This window comes from Streptomyces avidinii (assembly GCF_045161815.1).
In the GTDB taxonomy this organism is placed as follows: Bacteria; Actinomycetota; Actinomycetes; order Streptomycetales; family Streptomycetaceae; genus Streptomyces; species Streptomyces avidinii.
The window spans coordinates 2728590-2749879 of the sequence record NZ_CP108863.1; the positions used below are offsets into that span (position 1 = coordinate 2728590).

The following is a 21290-nucleotide window of genomic DNA, read 5'->3' on the forward strand; positions in this document are numbered from 1 at the left end:
CGGGTGCTTCTGCGATCTAGAATCCGCGCTTATGGAACTGGCTCAGCTGCGCTATTTCGTGGCCGTGGTGGAGGAGGGCGGCTTCACCCGGGCGGGGGCGCGGCTGCACGTGTCACAGCCCGGCGTGAGCGCCCAGATCGGGCAGCTGGAACGGGAGCTGGGGCAGCGGCTCCTCGACCGGTCCGGACGGCGGGTCACCCCGACCGAGGCGGGCCGGGCGGTGCTCTCGTACGCGCGGGCCGCGCTGGCGGCGGTGGAGGGCGTACGGCGCACGGCCGAGGAGTTCTCCGGCCTGCTGCGCGGGCGGGTGGCCCTCGGGCTGGTCCCGGGGGCGGCCGGGGCGGTGGTCGACGGGTTCGACGTGGTGGAGGTGCTCGGGGGCTTCCACGACGAGCACCCGGGAGTGGAGATCGCACTGTCCGAGGACACCTCGGAGCGGATGCTGGCCGCTCTGCTGCGCGGGGAGCTGGACCTGGCGGTGGTGGGCCTCGGCGGGGAGCCGCCGCCGGGCGTCCGCGTGCAGGTGGTCCTCGACGAGCCCCTGGTCGCGGCGGTACGGGCGGACGATCCCCTGGTGGCGGCCGCCGTGGACGGCGCGGTCCCGCTCTCCGCCCTGCGCGGCCGGCCCCTGATCAGCCTGCCGCGCGGGACCGGGATGCGCGGGGTGCTGGAGCGGGCGTGCGCGCAGGCCGGATTCGCCCCGCGGGTGGACTTCGAGGCGGCGGCGCCCGCCGTCCTGGTACGGCTGGCCGCACGGGGGCTGGGGGTGGCGGTGGTCCCCTCGGGTGCGGAGTCGGCGGCGGACCCGCGGACCGGCAGCGGCAGCGGCACCGGCACCGGCACCGGCACCGACGGCAGCAGAAGCAGCAGAAGCAGCAGCGGAAACAGCAACGGACTGTGCGCGCTGCGGATCACCGAGCCCGTGCTGAGCGGGCGGGTCGCCCTGGCCTGGCGCACCGACGGGCCGCCCGGCCCGGCCGCCCACGAGCTGCTGCGACGGCTCCGCTCCGGAGCCCCCGGACGGACCGCGCCGTGACAGGACGGCGGCCGGGTGGCAGGATCGCGGCCATGCCTCTCGTACCGCCCCGGATCAGCAGGCGCCACGCCCTGCGGGTCCTGGTGGCCGTACTCGCCGTCCTCGGGATCCTCACCTGGTGGCTGAAGCCCTTCGGGCAGCCGGAACTGCGGGGCGAGCTGACCTTCAGCACGGGCGCGCGGACCGGGGTCTACCACCGGTACGGGCAGCTGCTGGAGCAGGCGCTCGGGCAGGGTATGCCCGAGGTGGACGTACGGCTGGAGACCAGCGAGGGCTCGCAGGAGAACCTCAAGCGGCTGGCCACCGGTGAGGCGGACTACACAGTGGCGACGGCCGACGCGGTGGCCAAGTACCGGCTCGACGGGAAGCCCGGCGCGGACCGGCTGCAAGGGGTAGCGCGACTCTACGACGACTACGTGCAGCTGGTGGTCCCGGCCGACTCCCCGGTGCAGTCGGCCCGTGACCTGCGCGGCAAGCGGGTCGCCATAGGCCAGCCCGGCTCCGGGGTGCGGCTCGTCTCGGAGCGGCTGCTCAAGGCGGCCGAGATCGACCCGGTGCTGGACATCACGTCGGTGTCCATCGGCATCGACACCATGCCGGGCGAGCTGGAGGCCGGCCGGATCGACGCCTTCTTCTGGTCCGGCGGCCTGCCGACGAACGCCGTCCGCGAGCTGTCGGAGCGCTTCGACATCCGGCTCGTGCAACTCGGCGACCTGGTGGAACAGCTCCAGGAGAGCGGCAGCCCGGCGCGCTACTACCGGACGGCGGTCATGCCGCAGGACGCGTACACACGCGCGCGCAACACCAGCTCGGTGGCGACCCTGGCCGTGCCGAACCTGCTGGTCACCACGGCGGGGGCCGACCCCCGGCTGACCGAGGAGCTGACGCGGACGGTGATCGGCAGCCGCGACATCGTCGGGCGCGAGGTGCATGCGGCGCAGCTCGTGGACCTGCGGACGGCGATCTACACCGACCCCCTGGAGCTGCACGAGGGCGCCCGCCGGTACTACCGGTCCGTCAAGCCCTGAGGCCGCCGAGGACCGGGAGGGCAACCGGAGAGCCCCCGGGGTTCACGAGGACGACGAGGGCAGCAGCATCGTTGCCGCCGCGGCCGCGCCGATCAGCCCCGCGTGGGTGCCCAGCATCGCCGGGACCACCTGGACGTCCTTGACGAAGGAGAGCGTGGCGTAGGCCGCGAGGTGGCGGCGGATCGGGGCGAAGAGGGTGTCCCCGGCGGTCGCCACTCCACCGCCGATGACCGCGATGTCCGTCTCGACGAGGGTCGCGGTGGCCGCGATGGCGGCGGCCAGCGCGCGACCCGCCCGGTCGAACGCGGCCACGGCGATCGGGTCGCCCGCCGCGGCGGCGGCGGCCACGCCCGCCGCCGTGGCATCGCCTCCGCCTCCCGCGGTGCCCGATGCGGTGTCCGGCGCGGCGTCGGACGGGGTCCAGCCCTGCTCGAGCGCCCAGCGGGCGATCGCCGTGCCGGAGGCGATCGACTCGACGCAGCCGCGGCCGCCGCAGACGCACGGTTCACCGTCGAAGGCCACGCTGATGTGACCGATGTGCCCCGCGTTGCCCGTGGGGCCGGGGTGGAGCTGGTTGTTCAGGATCAGGCCACCGCCGACGCCGGTGGAGACCACCATGCACAGCGCGTTCGCGTGCCCGCGGGCCGCGCCCAGCCAGTGCTCGGCGGCGGTCATCGCCACCCCGTCACCGGCCAGCACGGTCGGCAGATCGGCTCCGTGCGCCGCGAGCTCCGCCACGACCCGCTCCTGGACCGGGAACTCCCGCCACGCGCCGATGTTGACCGGGCTGACCGTGCCCCGGGACGCGTCCACGGGCCCGGCGCTGCCGATCCCGCAGCGGACGGCCGAGGCCCACAGCGGCGACTCGGACAGCTCGGCGACGACCTCGGCGACCGCCGCCATCACGCCGTCCCCGTCCACGCCGCGCGGGGTCGGGCGGCGGGTGGTGGCCGTCATCGTGCCGTCGGGGTGCACCAGCGCCCCGGCGATCTTCGTACCGCCGATGTCGATCGCCACCGTATGGCCGGAGGAAGCTGCGGCGGCTCGCGGTGCGGGAAACGGGGCGGTGGGAATGATCACGGTGGCGGCTCCAGGAAGGGTTCAGGATTCAGTATGCGCCGGAGGCGGCGCCGTGCTCTCGCGAGGCTCCAGGCGCGGCTGCTCGCTGATCCGGACCCCGGGCGGGCTGCCCGCGAGGACGGCCAGGAGTTCCTCGGCGGCCAGCCGGCCGAAGCTGGCGGTGTCCCGGACGAGCGCGGTGAGCCGGGGGTGGGTGACCCGGCAGAGCGCGGAGTCGTCCCAGGCCACGATCGACAGCCGGCCCGGGACGGGGATGCCCAGCTCGGCGGCGACCGCGCTCCCGGCGACGGCCATCACGTCGTTGTCGTAGACGAGCGCGGTGGGCGGCAGCGGCTCGGCGAGGACCCGGCGGGTGGCCGCCGCGCCCTCGGCGTCGGAGTAGTCGGTGACCACCGAACGCACCTGTTCCGGGCCGAGCCCGCGCCGGGCCGCCTCGGTCCGCAGGGACTCCATCCGGCGGACCGTGTGGGCGAGGCCGGGGAGTCCGGCGATGTGCGTGATGCGGCGGTGGCCCAGCTCGTGCAGGTGGTCGAGCACCTGGGCCATGGCACCGGCATCGTCGGCCCGGACGGAGGAGAGGGTCCCGGACGGAGCGCCCCCGACCCCGACCCCTGCCCCTGTCCCTGCCCCTGGCCCCCCGTCTCCCACGGGCGCCGACTCGCCGATCGTGACGGCGGGCAGGGCCAGTTGCTCCAGGAGCGCCGGGCGCGGGTCGCTCGTACGCGGGTCGACCACGAGGACACCGTCGACCCGCCGCTCGGCCCACCAGCGGCGGTAGACCGCGCATTCGGCGTCGATGTCCTCGACGACCTGGAACAGCAGGGCGGTCCGGGCGGCGGAGAGCACCTCCTGGATGCCGGAGACGAGTTGGAGGAAGAAGGACTCGACGCCGAGCGTGTGCGCGGGCCGGGCGAGGACCAGGCCGACGGCGCCGGACCGTTCGCCGGACAGGGCCCGGGCGGCGCTGTTGGGCTGCCAGCCGAGTTCCTCGGCGACGCGGCGGATCCGGGCCCGGGTGTCCTGCGAGACGCCCGGCCGGTCGTTGAGCGCGAAGGAAACGGCGCTCTCCGACACCCCGGCCTGCCGGGCGATGTCCTTGATCGTGGGTCTGCGGGCCATGGCCTGTCTCATTCGTCCTTCGAGTACGTCACGCGTGGCGGAATACGGAGGGCAATGGCCGGACCGTACGCGATCCTGCCCTGACAGACCGCCTTGACGAGCATCCAGTGGTCCCCGGGAGGGGTGTCGAGCGGCGGCCGCAGCTCGAACTCCACCTCGGCCACCCCGTCCGCCGGGACGTGCAGGGGCCTTGTCGCGGGGCCGATCAACCCCCAGGTGCCGTACGGGGAGACGGCGTGGGCCAGCCCCATCAGCGCGGTCCGCACGCCGGTGGCGCCGATCCGGGCCCGTACGCGCCCCCGCGCGCCCGGCGCCACGGTCACGGCCGGCTCGGGCGCCTCCACCCACAGCCCGGCCGGGACGGAGCCGCCCGGCACGGTCACCGTCAGCACGTCCTCGAACTCCCCCGCAGGGGTGACGGCGAGGATCCTGACCAGGTGTTCGCCGGGGCCGGGTCCGGGGCCGGTCCCGGCTCCCGCCCCGCCCGCGGGAACCACGCTCAGCGGGATCCGCTCGTGCCCACCCGGGGCCAGTTCCACGACGCGCCGGGTCCAGGAGGCCTGCCAGCCGTCGGGGGCGCGGACCTCCAGCACTACGGCGCCGCCCGCGCCACCGTGGGAGGAGACGGTGACCGTCGCGGCGGACGGGTCTCCGTCACATGTCACCGTGTACGGCGCGTCCCCCAGTGGCGCGGTCCCCGTGTTGTGCAGCCAGTAGCGGCTGAACACGGGCTGGTGCGGCTCCCGTTCCCCCTTCCGCAACGGCATGCCCGAGGCCGTGGGCAGCAGCAGTGTGGTGGTGGCCGCGCCCCGGATGCCCGCCGTGAAGGCGCCGCGCGGCCGGTCCATGAGGTCCGCCTCGACGACCGGATCTGCCGCCTGACCAGGACCGGGACCGGGACCAGGACCGGCACCGGGGCCGCGCACCTCGGGCTCCGCCGCGCGGCCGTGCGTCTCGCGCAGCCGGACAGCGAGGCCGCCCTCCTCGCCCCGTTTCACGGCCTCGACCAGGACCCGGTCGGCCGGTTCCACTCCGAGCAGCGACCGGGTCGCCGGCCTCGGACCGCCCGTCGGGACGGTGACCACGGCGGTGAGGGGCTTGTTGAACTCCCGTCCCCGGCGCGGCAGATCCAGCGCCCGCCAGTCCCCCTCGCCCGCGACCAGCGCGTGCTCGAAGACGTGCGTCCAGTGCTGGAGCTGGAAGGAGCTGCCGTCCGGGGCGGTGCGCCGGGGCGGGTCCATCCACTCCCCGGCGGGCCGGCCGGTGCAAGAACGCATCAGGCTGCTGTGCAGGCGGCCCGCCGTGTCCACCGCGAAGCCGGGCGTGCCGCGGACCAGGATCCCGACGGTCCGCTGCGCGTACGGAACTTCGCGCCCGGCCACCCCGGCCGGCTGCCCGGCGGCCTCCAGGCGGCCCGAAGCGGCGACGGCCCGGGCCAGTTCCGCCGGTGACCCGGTGTGCACCAGGACCGGCAGGTCCCGGATCCCGGTGAGGTCGCAGCCGGGGCTCCAGAGCGCGCGGAGCGGGGCCCGGGCCGGGATCCAGACCCGGGCGTGTTCTCGTACGGCCTGTTCGTGCGCGGGATCGGCCGCCGCCAGCACCGCCGCCGTAAAGGCATTGGCCCCGGGGCCGCCGAGGGCGATCCGGAAGTCCGGGAGGCTGCTGTCCGCCGCCAGGTCGCCCCAGCGCGGACCGGCGGGCCGGGTGGGGGTCGCGGTGACCCCGTGGCGGCCCAGCGCGGTCACCAACTCCCGCAGCCCGTCGGGAGTTCCCGCGTCCGGCAGCACGATCTCCGCCGCGCCCAGCGCCCGGTCCGGCCCGACCAGCGGCGCCGAGAGCGCGAACCAGTTCAGGCAGGGGCTGTCCAGGGTCCACGGGGCCCGCGTGTGGTCGGCCCCGGCATCCGCCTCGGGGAAGGCGAAGCCGCGCCCCACAGCGGCGGCAGCGGTCTCCGCGACCGGGATCGCACCCGGCACGTCGGCCGGTATGCGCAGCCGCAACAGCTGGTCGGCGCCGGTGAACCCGTCGATGCGCGTGGTCAGTTCGACCCGGTCGAGGCCCCGCCACAGGGTGGTGGTGCGGGTCCAGCGGACCGGCCCGGTGCGCCCGGTGGCGACGATCCGCGCCCCGAGCGGACCGCGCTCCACCCGGCAGGAGGTGGCGGGCGCGGAGCCGGAGCCGGTGCCCGGGCCCTTGGGGAGCAGGTGCCAGGGCCCCTCCTCGAAGAAGGGGTGTCGGTCGTACTCGTCCTGCACGAGCAGTTCGTCCACCTCCCCGGCGCTCATGAGCTCCTGCCCCGAGCGCCGGTCCAGCAAGCGGGCGAGTCCGCCGCCGCGTGCCGGGTCGGCCTCGGCACGGAAGGCCTCGTTCTCCACGACGAGGCCCTCCGCCGGCTCCCAGCCGCCCGAGGCCGGAAGCCCCCGGTCCGGGGCGCCCTGGTCCCCGGCGGCCGCCAGCCACCAGGTCCGGTACCCGAGCGAGGGCACCTCCTCGGCGAGGAAGACCAACTCCGCCCGCTCGCCGGCCGCGGCCTCGACATGGACGGGCGCGCACCGGCCCCCGGCGTCGCGGACGGTGATCCGGTGCGCCGGCGCGGCCGTGACCCCCGCGAGTCCCGCGACGGCCGTCGCGGCCGCGTCCAGCGACACCCGGACCAGGTCGGTCCGCGGCCACGACACCGGGTTGTACACGGTCACGGCCAGCAGCCCCGACTCCGGCCGCGGCCCCGGCACGGGCCCCGGCCCCCTGGTGTCCGCCGCGTCCGTCAGTGCGGCCAGCGCCTCCTCCCGTACGGCGGCGGCCAGTTCGTACGCCTCCCGCCAGGTCGGCAGCAGGTCCAGGTACACCTGGTCGGAGAAGGTCCCGGTGACGGCGTCGTGGTGTGCGGCGTGCACGAGGTGGCGCCAGGCCTTGCCCAGCGTCTGCGCCGGGTGGTCCAGGAGTCCCTGCGCGCAGGCCAGGGCCGCGAAGGCCTCGGCCTGTTCGAGGAGGTTCTCGGCGGCCCGGTGCGCCTGTTTCACGTCGATGTAGGTGACGTCCTTGCCGGTGTAGACGGGGCCCATCTCCCGGGTGACCGGTAGCGGCCGCTCGCCCCGCGCCGCGAACTCGGCCCGGACGGCGTCGAAGTGGGCGCGCGGACCGGAGTGCTCCATGCGGGGCCAGCAGTAGCGCCGGTTCCAGGCGTGCTGGACGTCCAGGCCCCAGCGGTGCGGCCAGGAGAAGTCCGTGCCCATCGGGATCAGGACGTTCCGGGTCGCGGCGCAGGTGCGCAGCAGTTCGTACAGGTCGAGCAGTTGCTCGGCGGCGGCCCCGGCGTCGGGCGCCCGGTGGGAGGGCCAGCCGGCCGAGTAGTGCGCGGGCAGGTAGTGCAGCAGCAGTCCGTCGCCGCCGGGCGCGATCCACTCGTACTCGGCGGGCAGCTGCATCGCTGCGGGTGCCCGCAGGGGATCGCCCCAGCGGTGCATCATCGGGCCCCAGTGGTGGTGGGGGCCGCGCGCGAGGACGGCGGAGTCGAGTCCGCAGCCCGCCATCAGGGCGGGGAAGGACGGGTCGTGGCCGAAGACGTCGAGCTGCCAGGCGGTGCGCGGGTCGGCGCCCAGGGTGCCGCGGTGCAGGGCGAGGCCGTGGACCGCGCCGCGGAGGGTGGTCTCGGCGGAGACGAGGTTGGTGTTCGGCTCGTTGTAGGTGCCGCCGACGATCTCTACCCGGCCCTCGGCGATCAGCGCGCGCAGTTCGGCCCGGTCGTCCGGGTGGGTGTCCCAGTACGGCTTGAGGTAGTCGACCTCCGAGAGCACGAAGCGGTACGCCGGGTCCTCGCGCGCCTGCTGGAGGTGGAGCGGGATCAGGGTGAAGGCGGGGACGCCCTCGTACTCCCAGCCGCGCTCCGCCTCGCCGGGCCGCAGCGGGGCGTCCCACAGGGCGGTGTAGGCGGCCTGGGTGTTCCACCACATCGGGTCGTAGTGGAAGTGCGGGACGAGCCGGACGGTCCAGCCGGGCTCGGCGACGGTCAGCGCGAACGGCAGCTCGGCGAGCGAACGCCCGTCGGGGGTGGCGACGCGGGCGGTGGCGGCCAGCACCTCGCCCGGCGCTGCGGCTCCGGTACGGACGGCGACCTCGACGGTGGAATCCGGTGCGCGCTGGTGCGCGCGCAGGACGCGCGGGTGCGGCGTGGTGAGGCCCGCGCCGTGCACGGTGACGTGGAGCGGTCCGGCGGGACCGTCCCTGCGGATCCGTACGCGGACCACCTGCGCGGGCGCTCCGGGCGGTCCGGTAAACAGGGCCGGAGTGGTGATCGCCGTGACCGAAATACCGCTGTCCATTTCCACACACTTCCCTGTGGCCAGCCACAACTAAAGCGCATTAGTCAGCCAAGATTCCGCCGAACACGACCCTTGTGTCAACTGGGCTGAAGCGCATAAGCACGAGGATGTGAGGCCTTGTTGACTTTCCTCTTCGGCACCGGCAGGTTGTGGCGCATCCGCTGAATTCCTGCAGAACTCCAGAACCCCGGGACGCCCTGTGCACGATGACGCGCTCCGCTTCGGCGCCAACTACACGCCGGCCCGCGGCTGGTTCCACCACTGGCTGGACTTCGACCTCGACGAGGTCCGGGCCGACCTCGACTCGATCGCCGCGCTCGGGCTGGACCACATCCGCGTCTTCCCGCTGTGGCCGGTCTTCCAGCCGAACCGGACGCTGATCCGGCCGCGCGCCGTCGAGCAGCTCGTCGCGCTCGCCGACGCGGCTGCCGAGCGCGGGCTCGACGTCAACGTGGACGGCCTGCAGGGGCACTTGTCGAGCTTCGACTTCCTGCCCGCCTGGACCCGGACCTGGCACCGGCGCAGCATCTTCACCGACCCGGACGTGGTCGCCGGGCAGGAGGAGTACCTGCGCACGCTGGCCGCGGCCCTCGCCGGCCGGCCGAACTTCCTGGGCATGACCGTCGGCAACGAGATCAACCAGTTCTCCGACGCCCCGCATCCCGACCCCGACCGGATCACCCCGGACCAGGCGGCCCGGTGGCTGGAGCGGATGCTCGCCGCCTGCGAGGAGGGCGCGCCCGGGCGGCTCCATCTGCACGCCGAGTACGACGCCGCCTGGTACCAGGACGGGCACCCCTTCACCGCCGCCCAGGCGGCCCGGATGGGCGCGGCCACCGCCGTGCACTCCTGGGTGTTCAACGGCACCGCCCAGCGCCACGGCGGGAGCGGGGCGGCGACCGAGCACCATGCCGCGTACTTGATCGAGCTCTCCAAGGCCTGGGCCCTCGATCCGCACCGCCCGGTGTGGCTCCAGGAGGTGGGCGCGCCGGCGCCGCTGATCCCGCCCGATCGGGCGGCGCGGTTCACCGAGGCCACGGTCGCGAACGCGCTGGACTGTCCGGACGTGTGGGGTGTGACCTGGTGGTGCTCGCACGACGTGTCGCGCGGGCTCGCGGACTTCCCGGAGCTGGAGTACGGCCTCGGCCTGCTCACCAACGACCGCCGGACGAAGCCGGCCGGCGCCGCCATCGCCCGGATCACCGAGGAGTGGCGGGGGCGCGCGCACCGCCCGGCCCCGCGGACGACCGCGCTCGCCGTGGACGCCCGCGAGGACCTCGGCGAGGACCTCACCGCGGGCATCACGGTGGACGTCGACGGCGGGCCCGGCGGGAACGGCCGGGGTCCGGGCGGGGCGGCGGAAGCGGCGCCGGGGCGCTCCGTGTGCGCCCCCGGCGGCGCGTTCTTCGAAGCCTGGGCCACGCTCGCGGCCCGGGGGGTGCGACCCGCGGTGGTGCTGGCGGAGCACGCCGCGGACCCGGCCCACCTGGCCGCGCGCGGCATCACCGAGGTACTGCGCGTGCACGACGTGACGTGACCTGACCGGTCCCGATCCCGATCCCGACCTTGATCCCGATCGCCTCGTGAGGAGCCCCGCATGCCCGACACCGGCCACGACACCGGCCCCGACAGCGACAGCGACAGCGGCGTCGATCCGCGTACGACGCCGCCCGCCGCGATACGGCCGACCCGGCGCAGAGTGCTGGCCACCGGGGCCGGGGCCGCCGCGCTGCTGGGCCTCGCGGGCCGCGCCCGGGCCGCCGCCGCGCCGTCACCCGCGGGGGCGCCGGCCTCCGCGCCGGCCCCGGCTCCGGCCCCGGCCGACCTGGCCCCGTACGCCTCGTACTGGTTCCCGGACTCCCTCCCGGCGGGGACGCCCGGCCCCGGGATCGTGTGGCGCTCGCTCAGCCGGTGGACCCCCGGCAGCGACCCCGATCTGGCCCACAACACCGCGACCGTGCCCCTGGCGGAGCGGTTCACCCCGGTCCCGGCGAACCGGGACGCCCGCGCCGGCCAGGCCCGGATCTCCTCCCTCGTCTCCTTCGGGCCCACGGCCGGAAACCCCTCCCAGGGCTCCCCGACCGCCGACCACTACGCGCTCACGCACTGGGCGTACATCGACGAGCTGGTCTTCTGGGGCGGCTCCGCCGGCGAGGGGATCGTGCTCGCCCCGAACGCGCCCGTGGTCGACGCCGCCCACCGCAACGGGGTCCGGGTGCTGGGCAACGTGTTCCTGCCGCCCGTCGCCTACGGCGGCGACCTCCGGTGGACCCGCGACCTGGTGCGGCGGGACGCCCTCGGCCGTTTTCCGCTCGCGGACAAGCTCGTCCGGGTGGCGCGGACGTACGGCTTCGACGGCTGGTTCGTCAACGCCGAGACCGACGGCGGGGACAGCGCGCTCGCCACCCGGATGCGGGAGTTCCTGCGCGCCCTGCGGGCGGCCGGCGAGCCCCACGGTCTGCGCATCACCTGGTACGACGCCATGAACAGCACCGGCCGGGTGGGCTGGCAGGGCGCCCTCAACGCGCTCAACCAGGAGTTCTTCGAGGACCGGGCCGGGAAGGTCTCGGACACGATGTTCGTGGACTTCCGCTGGACCCCGGACAGCCTGGCCGCCTCGGGCGCCCTCGCCGACCGCCTCGGCCGCTCCCGCCACGACCTGTGGGCCGCCGTGGACACCGAGTCGCGCGGCTGGGACTCCCCCGTCGACTGGGACGCGATCGTCCCGCGCGATCGCGACCATGTCGTCAGCTACGGCTTCTACCGGCCCGAGTGGACCCGTAACCACCTCACCGACCGCTCCCCCGGGGCCTTCCACCGCGCCGACGACCGGTTCTGGACGGGCGAGTCCCTGGACCCGGCCCGCCCCGCGCCCGCGGCCCGCTGGCGGGCCCCCGCGACGGCCGTCGCCGACCGGTCCACCGTCACCGGGCTCCCCTTCGCCTGCTCCTTCAACACCGGGCACGGGCTGCGCTGGTACGAGGACGGCAAGGTCGCCTCCGACACGCCCTGGAACCACCTCGGGCTGCAGGACCGGCTGCCGGGCCGCCGCTGGGCGATGGACACCGCCGGGGGGCGCCCGTCGGTCACCCTGGACTTCGAGAACGCCTGGCGCGGCGGCTCCAGTCTGCTGGTCGAGGGCGCCCTGACCGCTCCCGTGGTCATCGGGCTGCACTCCACGCGGCTGCCGCTGACCCGCGGGTCGGTCCTGGAGCTGGTGCACGCCTCCGGGCCGGAGCCGGTCGCGGTGGAGGTCGGGGTGGCCGTCCGCGAGCCGTCGGCCCCCGGCGAGCCGGTCCCGTACACGTGGCTGCCGGCCCGGAGCCGGGACAGCGGGCAGGGCTGGCGCACGACACGGGCCGGGCTCGCGCCGCTGGCGGGCAGGACCGCGTACGGGCTGGCGGTACGGATCACCGCGCCCGGGACGAAGCCGGTGGCGTGGCGGATCGGCGCCGTCTCGGTGCACGACGAGCCCCGCACCCGGCGCCCGGCACCGCCGACGGCTCCGGTCGTGGACGCCTCGGCCCGGCAGGACGGCCGGGCGTGGCTGCGCCTGTCCTGGCGGGCGGCCGCCGGTCCGGGCGGGCGTCCGCGCCACTACGAGGTGTGGCGGATCCTGCCGGGCGGCGGCCGCCGCTTCCTCGGGGGCACCTGCGGCACCGCCCTGTACCTGCCCGCCGTCCCGCGCGCCGGGCGGGAGCGGGCGGCGGCCTTCGAGGTCCGGGCCGTCGACGAGCTGTACGCGGTGTCGGCCCCGGCGCGGGTCTCGCTCACCTGGTAGCGGCGGGGGCAGTGACGTGGGGCCGGGCGCACCCGGGGCAGCGGTCCGGGCGGGCACCCGGGGCGGCGGCCGTGGGCAGTGGCCCGGGCCGGGCGCCCTGCGGGTTACGCGCCCTGCGGGTCGGTGCGCGGGACCGCCACCGTCACCCGCAGCCCGTGCGGCGGGTTCGTCTCGTAGGAGAGGGACCCGCCGCCCGCGGCGAGCAGGGCCCGGGAGATCGACAGGCCGAGACCGGAGCCCTTGATGTTCTGGTGGCGGCCGCTGCGCCAGAAGCGGCCGCCGACCCGGAGCAGCTCTTCCTCGGTGAGGCCGGGCCCGCGGTCGGCGACGACCACGCGGACGGAGCGCCCGGCGGTGGAGACCGAGACCTCGACCTCCTCACCCGTGGGGGTGAACTTGAGGGCGTTGTCGATGACGGCGTCGAGCGCGCTGGACAGGGCGATGGGGTCGGCCCAGCCGGTGACGGCGGTCCGGCCCGTCTCGGTGAGTCGTACGCCCTTCTCCTCGGCGTAGGGGCGCCACGCGGCGACCCGCTCGGCTGTCAGCGCCCCGATGTCGGTCAGGCTGATCTCGGCGGAGGCGTGCTCGGCGAGCGCCAGGTCCAGCAGGTCGTCCAGGACCTGGGTGAGGCGCTTGCCCTCGGTGCGGACGGAGGCGATCTCCTCGTTCCCCTCGGGCAGTTCCAGGGCGAGCAGCTCGATCCGCAGGAGCAGCGCCGCGAGCGGGTTGCGCAGCTGGTGGGAGGCGTCGGCGACGAACGCCCGCTGCTGCTCCAGGACCTCTTCGACGTTGTCGGCCATCTCGTTGAACGAGTGGGCCAGGCGTTGGAGTTCCGGGGGCCCGCCGGCGGCGGCTACCCGCGAGTTCATCCGTCCCGTGGCGATGCCGTGGGCGGCGGCGTCCAGGGTCTGCACGGGCTTGAGCACCCAGCTGGTGAGCCTGAGGGCGGCGCCGAAAGCGACCAGCATGGCGGCGGCGAGCCCGCCGGCGATCAGCAGCCAGCCCTTCAGGATCCGGGCGCGCATCTCGTCGGTCGGGGATTCGGTGGCGACGACGGCGACGACATCGCCGTCGAGGACCACCGGCGAGACGACGAGCAGTTTGCCGTGGGTCTGCCAGGGCCACACCTGAGGGGGATCGTGGCTGCGCCGGCCGGCCAGCGCATCCTGGAAGGCGCGGCGCCCCTCGCGGGATTCCGGGAGCTGCCACCAGCTCGGGGACCGGACCAGGGCGTTGTCGTCGCGGTAGAAGATGCCGGCCCGGATTCCGTACAGGGTCTGGTAGCGGGCGAGTTCGAGCTGGAGCGTCTCTCTGCGCTCTTCGGCGCCGGTGGCTCCGGAGCCCTGGGCGTCGATGAAGAACTGCGCGAGGGCGGCGAAGCGGGCGCTGTCGTCGATCCGGTCGACGACCACCCGTTGCTGCTGCCCGGCGGCCAGGCTCACCGCGAGCGGGAAACCGAGGGCGAGCAGCGTGCCCGCCATCAGGATGACGAGCAGCGGGAGCAAACGGGCACGCACGGCAGGGGACCCCTAGGGAGCGCCCGGGGCGACGAGCCGGTAGCCCACCCCTCGGACGGTCTCGATGAGGGCGGGCATGCGCAGCTTGGAGCGCAGCGAGGCGACGTGGACCTCCAGCGTGCGGCCGGTCCCCTCCCAGCTCGTGCGCCACACCTCGCTGATGATCTGCTCGCGGCGGAAGACGACTCCGGGCCGCTGCGCGAGCAGGGCCAGCAGGTCGAATTCCTTGCGGGTGAGCGGTACGTCGGCGCCGTCCACGCTGACCCGGCGGGTGGGGAGCTCGATGCTGACGGGGCCGAGCCGGACCGTGGCGGGCGTACCGGCCCCGGGGGCGGCGGCCTCCTCGGCGGCGCCGGTGCGCCGGGCGACGGCGTGGATACGGGCGAGGAGCTCGCCGGTGTCGTAGGGCTTGACCACGTAGTCGTCGGCGCCCATGTTCAGGCCGTGGATGCGGGAGCGTACGTCGGCCCGCGCGGTCACCATGATCACGGGGGTGGCGGTGCGCTTGCGGATCTTGCCGCACACCTCGTAGCCGTCCTGGTCGGGCAGGCCGAGGTCGAGCAGGATCACGCCGTAGGGCTGGGGGCCGGCCGGGGCACCGGCGGGCAGCAGCGCCTGCAGGGCCTCCTCGCCGTTGCGGGCATGGGTGACCTGGAAGCCGTGGCGGGAGAGGATCGCGGACAGGGCCGCCGCAACGTGGTCGTCGTCCTCGACGAGCAGCAGTCTCATGGGTCCCCCTCTCCTCTTTCTCTCGCTTCTGGCTCGGGCTGCACCCGGAATGGTCACACGCCGGGCCACCATGCATCCACGCCCATGAGGAGTCCCACGTCAAGGGGGTCCCGCTCCGGCGCGCCTTCCGTTATGCACCCGGTACGCGTACATGATCGACCAGATCGGTGTCGCGCACGGAGCGTATCCGGAAGAGGCCGGATCGTTATCCTCAATTCTCCCTCAGATGTGATGACGTTGTGCGCGTCACGTCACTACTGTCCTCCCAACCGAGGAGGACGGAGCAAGAAGCCGATGAGCGGAGTATCAGTGACCAAGGACGTGCAGGACGCGGCCGGTGCCGCAGACGACCTGGTCGTACTGAGCAACGTCAACAAGCACTTCGGCGCGCTGCACGTGCTTCAGGACATCGATCTGAGCATTGCCCGCGGTGAGGTGGTCGTGGTGATCGGTCCTTCGGGATCGGGCAAGTCCACGCTGTGCCGGACGATCAACCGCCTGGAGACCATCGACTCGGGCACCATCACGCTCGACGGCAAGGAACTGCCCTCCGAGGGCAAGGAACTCGCCCGGCTGCGTGCCGACGTCGGCATGGTCTTCCAGTCGTTCAACCTCTTCGCGCACAAGACGGTGCTGCAGAACGTCATGCTGGGCCAGCAGAAGGTCCGCAAGACCGACCAGGCGGCGGCTCGCGAGAAGGCGGTGGCCCTGCTGGAGCGGGTCGGCGTCGGCACGCAGGCCGACAAGTACCCGGCGCAGCTCTCCGGTGGCCAGCAGCAGCGCGTGGCGATCGCCCGGGCGCTGGCCATGGAGCCGAAGGTGATGCTCTTCGACGAGCCGACCTCGGCCCTGGACCCGGAGATGATCAACGAGGTGCTGGAGGTCATGCAGCAGCTCGCCCGCGAGGGGATGACCATGGTGGTGGTCACGCACGAGATGGGCTTCGCGCGCTCCGCCGCCAACCGGGTCGTCTTCATGGCCGACGGAAAGATCGTCGAAGAAGCGACTCCCGAGCAGTTCTTCAGCAACCCGCGCAGTGATCGGGCGAAGGACTTCCTGTCGAAGATCCTGCACCACTGAGGTTTCCGTCTGGTAGTCATCCGTATGCGGATCACCACCGGATCGGTTCCTGTCGGCCGTGCGTGCGCCGTAAGCGTCGCTCGTCGTTCAACAACGTCTCATCCGAGGGAAGTTCACCATGAAGATCTCCAAGGCCGCTGCGGCCGCGGCCGTCGCCGTCGCCCTTGCCCTGACCGCGACCGCGTGTGGCGGCAGCAAGCAGGACGCCGCCACTGACGGCGGTGCGTCCGGCGGCGCCAAGAAGGACAAGCTCGTCGTCGGCATCAAGTACGACCAGCCCGGCCTGGGCCTGAAGACCCCGGACGGCAAGTACACCGGCTTCGACGTCGACGTCGCGACCTACGTCGCCAAGGAGCTCGGCTACCAGCCCGACCAGATCGAGTTCAAGCAGGCCGTCAGCGCCGAGCGCGAGAACCTGATCGCGAACGGCGACGTCAAGTTCGTCGTCGCGACCTACTCGATCAACGACAAGCGCAAGGAGAAGGTCGACTTCGCCGGCCCGTACTTCCTCGCGCACCAGGACCTGCTGGTCCGCGCCGACGACTCGAGCATCACCAAGGCCGAGGACCTGAACAAGAAGAAGCTCTGCTCGGTCACCGGCTCCACCTCGGCGCAGAACGTCAAGACCAAGCTGGCCCCCGAGGCCGACCTGCTCGAGCAGGGTGGTTACTCCGAGTGCCTCACCGGCCTGGAGAACAAGGCCGTGGACGCGCTGACCACGGACAACTCGATCCTGGCGGGCTACGCGGCCCAGGAGAAGAACAAGGGCAAGTTCAAGCTGGTCGGGCTGAGCCTGAGCAACGAGAACTACGGCATCGGTCTGAAGAAGGGCGACAAGGAGCTCCAGACCAAGATCAACGCCGCGCTCAAGAAGATGGTCGAGGACGGCAGCTGGCAGAAGGCCGTCGACAAGAACCTCGGCCCGGCCAACTTCAAGAGCGAGCCTGCCCCGCAGATCACCGAAGGCAGCTGATTCATCGGTGAGGAGCGCCGCCGCCCGCCTGCCGCGGGCGGCGGCGCACCTCACCGGCCATCCTGGGGAGAGCGCAGGGCATCGTGTTCGATTTTCTTGATTCCGGGCAGTACGACGTGCTCGGAGCCTTCTGGGTGACGGTTCAGCTCACCCTCTACTCGGCGGTCGGGTCCCTGATCTGGGGCACCGTCCTGGCGGGGATGCGGGTCAGCCCGGTCCCGCTGCTGCGGGGCTTCGGTACCGCGTACGTCAACCTGGTGCGCAACACCCCGCTCACCTTGCTGGTCATCGGCTGCTCACTGGGTCTCAGCCAGACCCTCGGCATCAACCTGGGCGGCGACACCTTCAAGGAGACCGGCTTCCGGCTCGCGGTCCTCGGACTGATCGCCTACACCGGCACCTTCGTCTGCGAGGCGCTGCGCTCCGGCATCAACACCGTGCCCGTGGGTCAGGCCGAGGCGGCGCGCGCACTGGGTCTGAGCTTCTTCCAGGTGCTCACCCTGATCGTGCTCCCCCAGGCCTTCCGGGCGGTCGTCGCACCGCTCGCCAACGTACTGATCGCGCTCACCAAGAACACCACGGTGGCGGCCACCATCGGCGTGGCCGAGGCGGCCCTGCTGATGAAGGAAATGATGGAGAACGAGGCGCAGGCCCTCTTCGCCGTCTTCGCGATCTTCGCCCTCGGCTTCGTCCTGCTGACCCTGCCGACCGGCCTGTTCCTGGGCTGGGTGGCCAAGCGAGTGGCGGTGAAGCGATGACCTCCGTGCTGTACGACGCCCCCGGCCCCAGGGCCAAGGTGCGCAACTGGATCTACAGCGGGATCTTCGTCGTCCTGTTCGGTCTCGTCATGTGGTGGGCGCTGTCCCTCATGGCGGAGAAGGGCCAGCTCGCCGCCGACAAGTGGACGCCCTTCGTCACCGACAGCCAGGTCTGGACGACGTACCTGATCCCGGGCCTCCTGGAGACCCTCAAGGCCGGGGCGCTCGCCATGGTGATCGCCCTCCCGCTGGGAGCGGTGCTGGGCATCGGCCGACTGTCCGACCACGCCTGGGTGCGGGGGCCGGTCGGTACGTGGGTGGAGTTCTTCCGTGCCATCCCGGTCCTGATGCTGATGCTGTTCAGCTCCGCGCTGTACTCGCCGCAGTTCATGGACGTCCCCTCCGACACCCGGCCGTTCTGGGCCGTCGTCACGGGTCTGGTCCTCTACAACTCGGCGGTCATCGCCGAGATCGTCCGGGCCGGAGTGCTCTCCCTGCCCCGCGGCCAGACCGACGCGGCCAAGGCGATCGGCATGCGCAAGGGTCAGACCATGGCCTACGTGCTGATCCCGCAGGCCGTCACGGCGATGCTGCCGGCCCTGGTCAGCCAGCTCGTGGTGATCCTCAAGGACACCGCGCTCGGTGGCGCCCTGCTCGGCTTCGCGGAACTGCTCTCCATGAACCGGCAGATCTCGGCCAACTACAGCAACACGATCGCGACCCTCTTCGTGATCGCCCTGATCTACATCGTGGTGAACTTCGCCCTCACCAGCCTCGCCTCCCAGCTGGAGGGCCGGCTGCGGAAGTCGAAGAAGGGCACCGGCGCCGTGCTCGGCGCCGAAGAGATCGACGACCCGGTTCCCGGTGCGAACACGGCGGCCGGAGCCTGACGCCGGAGCCCCTTCGGACGGCCTCCCGGGACTGACATCCGGTCAGTCGTAGTGCGCAACAAGTGTGGTGCGGCGGAACTCATCCGCCGCACCACGCTGCGTTGCGCCCTCGGGTGTCACTTGACGCAGACACCTCCAATGGGTTGCATACGTTCTGTGATCACATACCGGACATCGGGAGCCGCGCCATGGACCCGGTGATCGTCGTCGGCGCGGGGCCCGTCGGACTGTCCCTGGCGCTCGCCCTGGCGGGCGCGGGCGTGCCCTCCGTCGTGCTCGACGAAGGGCCCGGCAAGGAGGAGGTCCGCCCGGCCCGCACGGTCGTCCTGCACGCCGACACGGCGGCCATGGTCCACCGCCTGGGGTGTACGACGCTGCGCGACGAGGGGGCCTACTTCGCCGCCTGGCGCACCATGCGCCGGCGCCAGGACGACCGGCGGATCACCTTCGAGGACCATCCGGCCCCACTGCACGTGCCCCAGCACGCGCTGACGCGCGGACTGCGCGCCGCCGCCGTGGCCCACCCGCTCGTCCAGCTGGTCACCGACAGCAGACTGGACTCCCTGGAGCAGGACGACCGGGGCGTCACCGCGCACACCCAGGGCGCCGAAACCACGTGGTGGCGCGGGAGTTACCTGGTCGGTTGCGACGGCGCCCGCTCCACCGTCCGCAAGCTGCTCGGCATCCGCTTCCCGGGCCGCACCGCCGTGGAACGGCACGCCGTGGCCGCTCTGCGCACCGAACTGCCCTGGCCCGGCGAGGCCCTGCTGTACCGCAGCCCGCCCCAGGAGGTCACCTCCCGGCCGCTGCCCGACGGGGTGTGGCGGCTGGACTGGCTGCTTCCGGCCCGCGGGGAGCTCGTGACGCCCGACGCGCTCGTGACCCTGATCCGCGACACCCTGGCGGTGTGGTGCGGCGGGACGACACCCCCGTACGACCTCATCGACACCGGGGTCCACACCCTGCACCACCGCCTCGCCCGGCGCTGGCGCGACGGTCGCGCGTTCCTGGCCGGTGACGCCGCGCACCTGCTGGGCGCGCTCGGCACCCAGGGCGTCGAGGAGGGGCTCCGGGACGCCGAGAACCTGGCGTGGAAGCTCTCCCTGGCCTGGCACCAGGGAGCCTCCGAGGCCCTGCTGGACAGCTACGAGGGCGAGCGGCGCACGGCGGTCGCCTCCCGACTGCGCGCGGCCGACCAGGCGATGCCGACGCTACGGGCGGGCAACGGGCTGCGCAGCTACCTTCCGGGGGCCGCGCGTTCCGCCGAGTCCCTCCTCACCGACGGCCACCTGGGGCGGGGGCCCCTGGGCGCGGAACCCGCCTATGCCCCGCCGGTCGCCGTACGGGAGGTCCCGACGGCCACGGAGCCGGGTGCTCCGGTGGCCGACGTCCCGGTGACCGCCCCGGACGGGGCCACGGTGCCGCTGCGGGACCTGCTGGGGCAGGGCCGACTGCTGGTGGTCCTGGTCGCTCCCGGTACCGGGGTGTGGGACCGGCGCCACTGGCTCGGCGCCGGGCTGATGCCCCGCCTCGCCGCTGCGGTGAGCGCGCTCCCGGTCCGTACCGACCTGCTCGTCGCGGACAGCTACCCGGGGGCCCCGGCGCACACCGTGCTGCTCGTGCGGCCGGACGGACATCTGGCGGCGACCTTCGCGGGGGTCCGCCCGGCGGAGCTCTACGAGGCGGCGGACACGGTTCGGGCGGGCGCACCCGCGTCCCGGCTGCCGGCACCCTCCGCGCCGTCCGCGCCGTCCGCGCCGTCACCCACGCACACGAACACGTCGGCGACCACGACACCGATCGTGGTGATCGATTGACCGTCTCCGGGACTCCGTGGTTCACTCGCGGAATGACCGGCAACGACGTACGCCTGTGGCGGAGGGTCCATATGGACCTGCTCCGCTACGCGGGCTGCGTGTGTCGCCCTTCCTGCTGATTCGCCCTTCCCTCCGCGCGCCCCGTGCCGTCCACCGGCCTGCGCGCACCTCCGCGAACCCAGGAACGGTCCTCTTTCATGTCTGCACCCGTATCCGCACCCGCGCACGCCGCTGAGCAGCTGCCCGCCGGGGGCCCCACGGCCGCCGAACTCCTCGACTTCGCCCTCCGCACGGCGGCCGACGCCGCGATCGTGGCCTCGCTTCCGCTCGACCCCGAGGGCCGCACCTGGATCCGGCTGGACGGGCCGGGCGGCAGTGAGGCGTGGCTGATCGGCTGGCCGCCGGGCACCGGCACCGGCTGGCACGACCACGCCGAATCGCGCGGCGCGTTCGCCACCGCCCGCGGCCGGCTCACCGAGAACTCGCTGACCGTGCGCCTGCCCTCGGAGGGCTGGAAGTCCCTGGAGCTGGCCCCGGACGTCGACCGCCACCGCACCCTGACCGCGGGCTCGGGACGGGCCTTCCGGGAGCACCACGTGCACGAGGTCCTCAACGAGTCGCAGGCCGAGCACGCGGTCTCCGTGCACGCCTACTACCCGCCGCTGCCGCTGATCCGCCGTTACAGCCGCAGCGGCCCGGTGCTCAGCCTGGAGCACGTCGAGCGTCCGGCGGATTGGCAGTGAGCGCCCCGATCGGCATCGACGAACTGCTGGAGCGGATCCGCGCGGGCTACACGCGACTGAACGCGCAGGAGACGTACGCCGCCTCCCGCGGCGGGGCCGTCCTGGTGGACATCCGGTACCAGGCCCTGCGCGAGCGGGACGGGTTGATCCCGGGCGCGCTGGTGATCGAGCGCAACGAGCTGGAGTGGCGGCTGGACCCGCGGGGCAGCCACCGCGTCCCCGAGGCCACGAGCCACGACCTCCAGGTGGTGGTGATCTGCAACGAGGGATACGCCTCCAGCCTCGCCGCGGCCTCGCTGCACGCGCTCGGCCTCCACCGCGCCACGGACCTGACCGGCGGCTTCCAGTCCTGGAAGTCGTCCGGCCTCCCGGTCACGCCCGCCTGACGCTCCCGCGCCTCTCGGCCCGGCCGGCCTTTCA

17 protein-coding genes are annotated in these 21290 nt (G+C 73.6%); 12 read left to right on the top strand and 5 right to left on the bottom strand.

The annotated features are described in order from the left end of the window. Positions 1-31: 31 nt before the first annotated feature. Complete coding sequence (locus OG373_RS11715; RefSeq protein ID WP_405438008.1) at positions 32-1036, top strand: LysR family transcriptional regulator; 1005 nt, start codon at positions 32-34, stop codon at positions 1034-1036. A gap of 32 nt (positions 1037-1068) precedes the next feature. Continuing rightward, a complete protein-coding gene (locus OG373_RS11720) occupies positions 1069-2064 on the top strand; it encodes a TAXI family TRAP transporter solute-binding subunit (protein WP_405438009.1) in 996 nt (331 codons plus the stop codon). Between the two features lie 42 nt (positions 2065-2106). Here the strand turns inward: OG373_RS11720 and OG373_RS11725 are convergent, their stop codons facing one another. From OG373_RS11725 to OG373_RS11735, 3 genes are read right to left on the bottom strand one after another with little or no spacing between them, the layout of a single operon-like run. Next, positions 2107-3138, bottom strand: coding sequence for an ROK family protein (locus tag OG373_RS11725; protein WP_405444027.1), 1032 nt, complete (start codon positions 3136-3138; stop codon positions 2107-2109). A 27-nt stretch (positions 3139-3165) separates the two neighbouring features. Next, positions 3166-4263, bottom strand: a complete 1098-nt coding sequence (locus OG373_RS11730) for a LacI family DNA-binding transcriptional regulator (protein ID WP_405438010.1) — start codon at positions 4261-4263, stop codon at positions 3166-3168. A gap of 8 nt (positions 4264-4271) precedes the next feature. Beyond that, positions 4272-8582, bottom strand: coding sequence for a glycoside hydrolase (locus OG373_RS11735; RefSeq protein WP_405438012.1), 4311 nt, complete (start codon positions 8580-8582; stop codon positions 4272-4274). Between the two features lie 199 nt (positions 8583-8781). On the opposite strand from OG373_RS11735, the gene OG373_RS11740 reads away from it, so the two are divergent. Continuing rightward, complete coding sequence (locus OG373_RS11740; protein ID WP_405438014.1) at positions 8782-10119, top strand: glycosyl hydrolase; 1338 nt, start codon at positions 8782-8784, stop codon at positions 10117-10119. A gap of 60 nt (positions 10120-10179) precedes the next feature. Next, positions 10180-12363 (top strand): endo-beta-N-acetylglucosaminidase, encoded by a 2184-nt coding sequence (locus OG373_RS11745; RefSeq protein ID WP_405438016.1) that lies wholly within the window; start codon positions 10180-10182, stop codon positions 12361-12363. Positions 12364-12467: 104 nt separating this feature from the next. Here the strand turns inward: OG373_RS11745 and OG373_RS11750 are convergent, their stop codons facing one another. Next, the gene (locus tag OG373_RS11750; protein ID WP_397738742.1) at positions 12468-13880 is read right to left on the bottom strand and encodes an ATP-binding protein; all 1413 of its coding nucleotides are present in this window, start codon (positions 13878-13880) and stop codon (positions 12468-12470) included. Positions 13881-13892: 12 nt separating this feature from the next. Continuing rightward, the gene (locus tag OG373_RS11755) at positions 13893-14609 is read right to left on the bottom strand and encodes a response regulator transcription factor (RefSeq protein WP_405438018.1); all 717 of its coding nucleotides are present in this window, start codon (positions 14607-14609) and stop codon (positions 13893-13895) included. Positions 14610-14903: 294 nt separating this feature from the next. Here OG373_RS11755 and OG373_RS11760 point away from each other — a divergent pair, with 294 nt between their 5' ends. From OG373_RS11760 to OG373_RS11795, 8 genes are all read left to right on the top strand, one after another. Beyond that, positions 14904-15689 carry an amino acid ABC transporter ATP-binding protein gene (locus OG373_RS11760; protein ID WP_397738738.1) on the top strand — a complete coding sequence of 262 codons (786 nt, stop codon included), beginning with the start codon at positions 14904-14906 and terminating at the stop codon, positions 15687-15689. 118 nt (positions 15690-15807) lie between these two features. Then, the gene (locus OG373_RS11765; RefSeq protein WP_405438020.1) at positions 15808-16662 is read left to right on the top strand and encodes a glutamate ABC transporter substrate-binding protein; all 855 of its coding nucleotides are present in this window, start codon (positions 15808-15810) and stop codon (positions 16660-16662) included. Between the two features lie 83 nt (positions 16663-16745). Beyond that, entirely contained in the window at positions 16746-17420 is a 675-nt protein-coding gene (locus OG373_RS11770; protein ID WP_189972862.1) for an amino acid ABC transporter permease, read from the top strand. Beyond that, positions 17417-18310 carry an amino acid ABC transporter permease gene (locus tag OG373_RS11775; protein WP_405438022.1) on the top strand — a complete coding sequence of 298 codons (894 nt, stop codon included), beginning with the start codon at positions 17417-17419 and terminating at the stop codon, positions 18308-18310. The genes OG373_RS11770 and OG373_RS11775 overlap by 4 nt, the downstream gene beginning before the upstream one ends. 188 nt (positions 18311-18498) lie before the next feature. Further along, positions 18499-20127 carry an FAD-dependent monooxygenase gene (locus OG373_RS11780; protein ID WP_405438024.1) on the top strand — a complete coding sequence of 543 codons (1629 nt, stop codon included), beginning with the start codon at positions 18499-18501 and terminating at the stop codon, positions 20125-20127. 32 nt (positions 20128-20159) lie between these two features. After that, positions 20160-20246 (top strand): putative leader peptide, encoded by an 87-nt coding sequence (locus OG373_RS11785; protein ID WP_311318651.1) that lies wholly within the window; start codon positions 20160-20162, stop codon positions 20244-20246. Positions 20247-20324: 78 nt separating this feature from the next. After that, entirely contained in the window at positions 20325-20870 is a 546-nt protein-coding gene (locus OG373_RS11790; RefSeq protein WP_405438026.1) for a cysteine dioxygenase, read from the top strand. Then, positions 20867-21256: a rhodanese-like domain-containing protein gene (locus tag OG373_RS11795; protein WP_405438027.1), complete on the top strand. Its 390-nt coding sequence runs from the start codon at positions 20867-20869 to the stop codon at positions 21254-21256. Before OG373_RS11790 ends, OG373_RS11795 begins: the two co-directional genes overlap by 4 nt. Positions 21257-21290 lie beyond the last annotated feature (34 nt).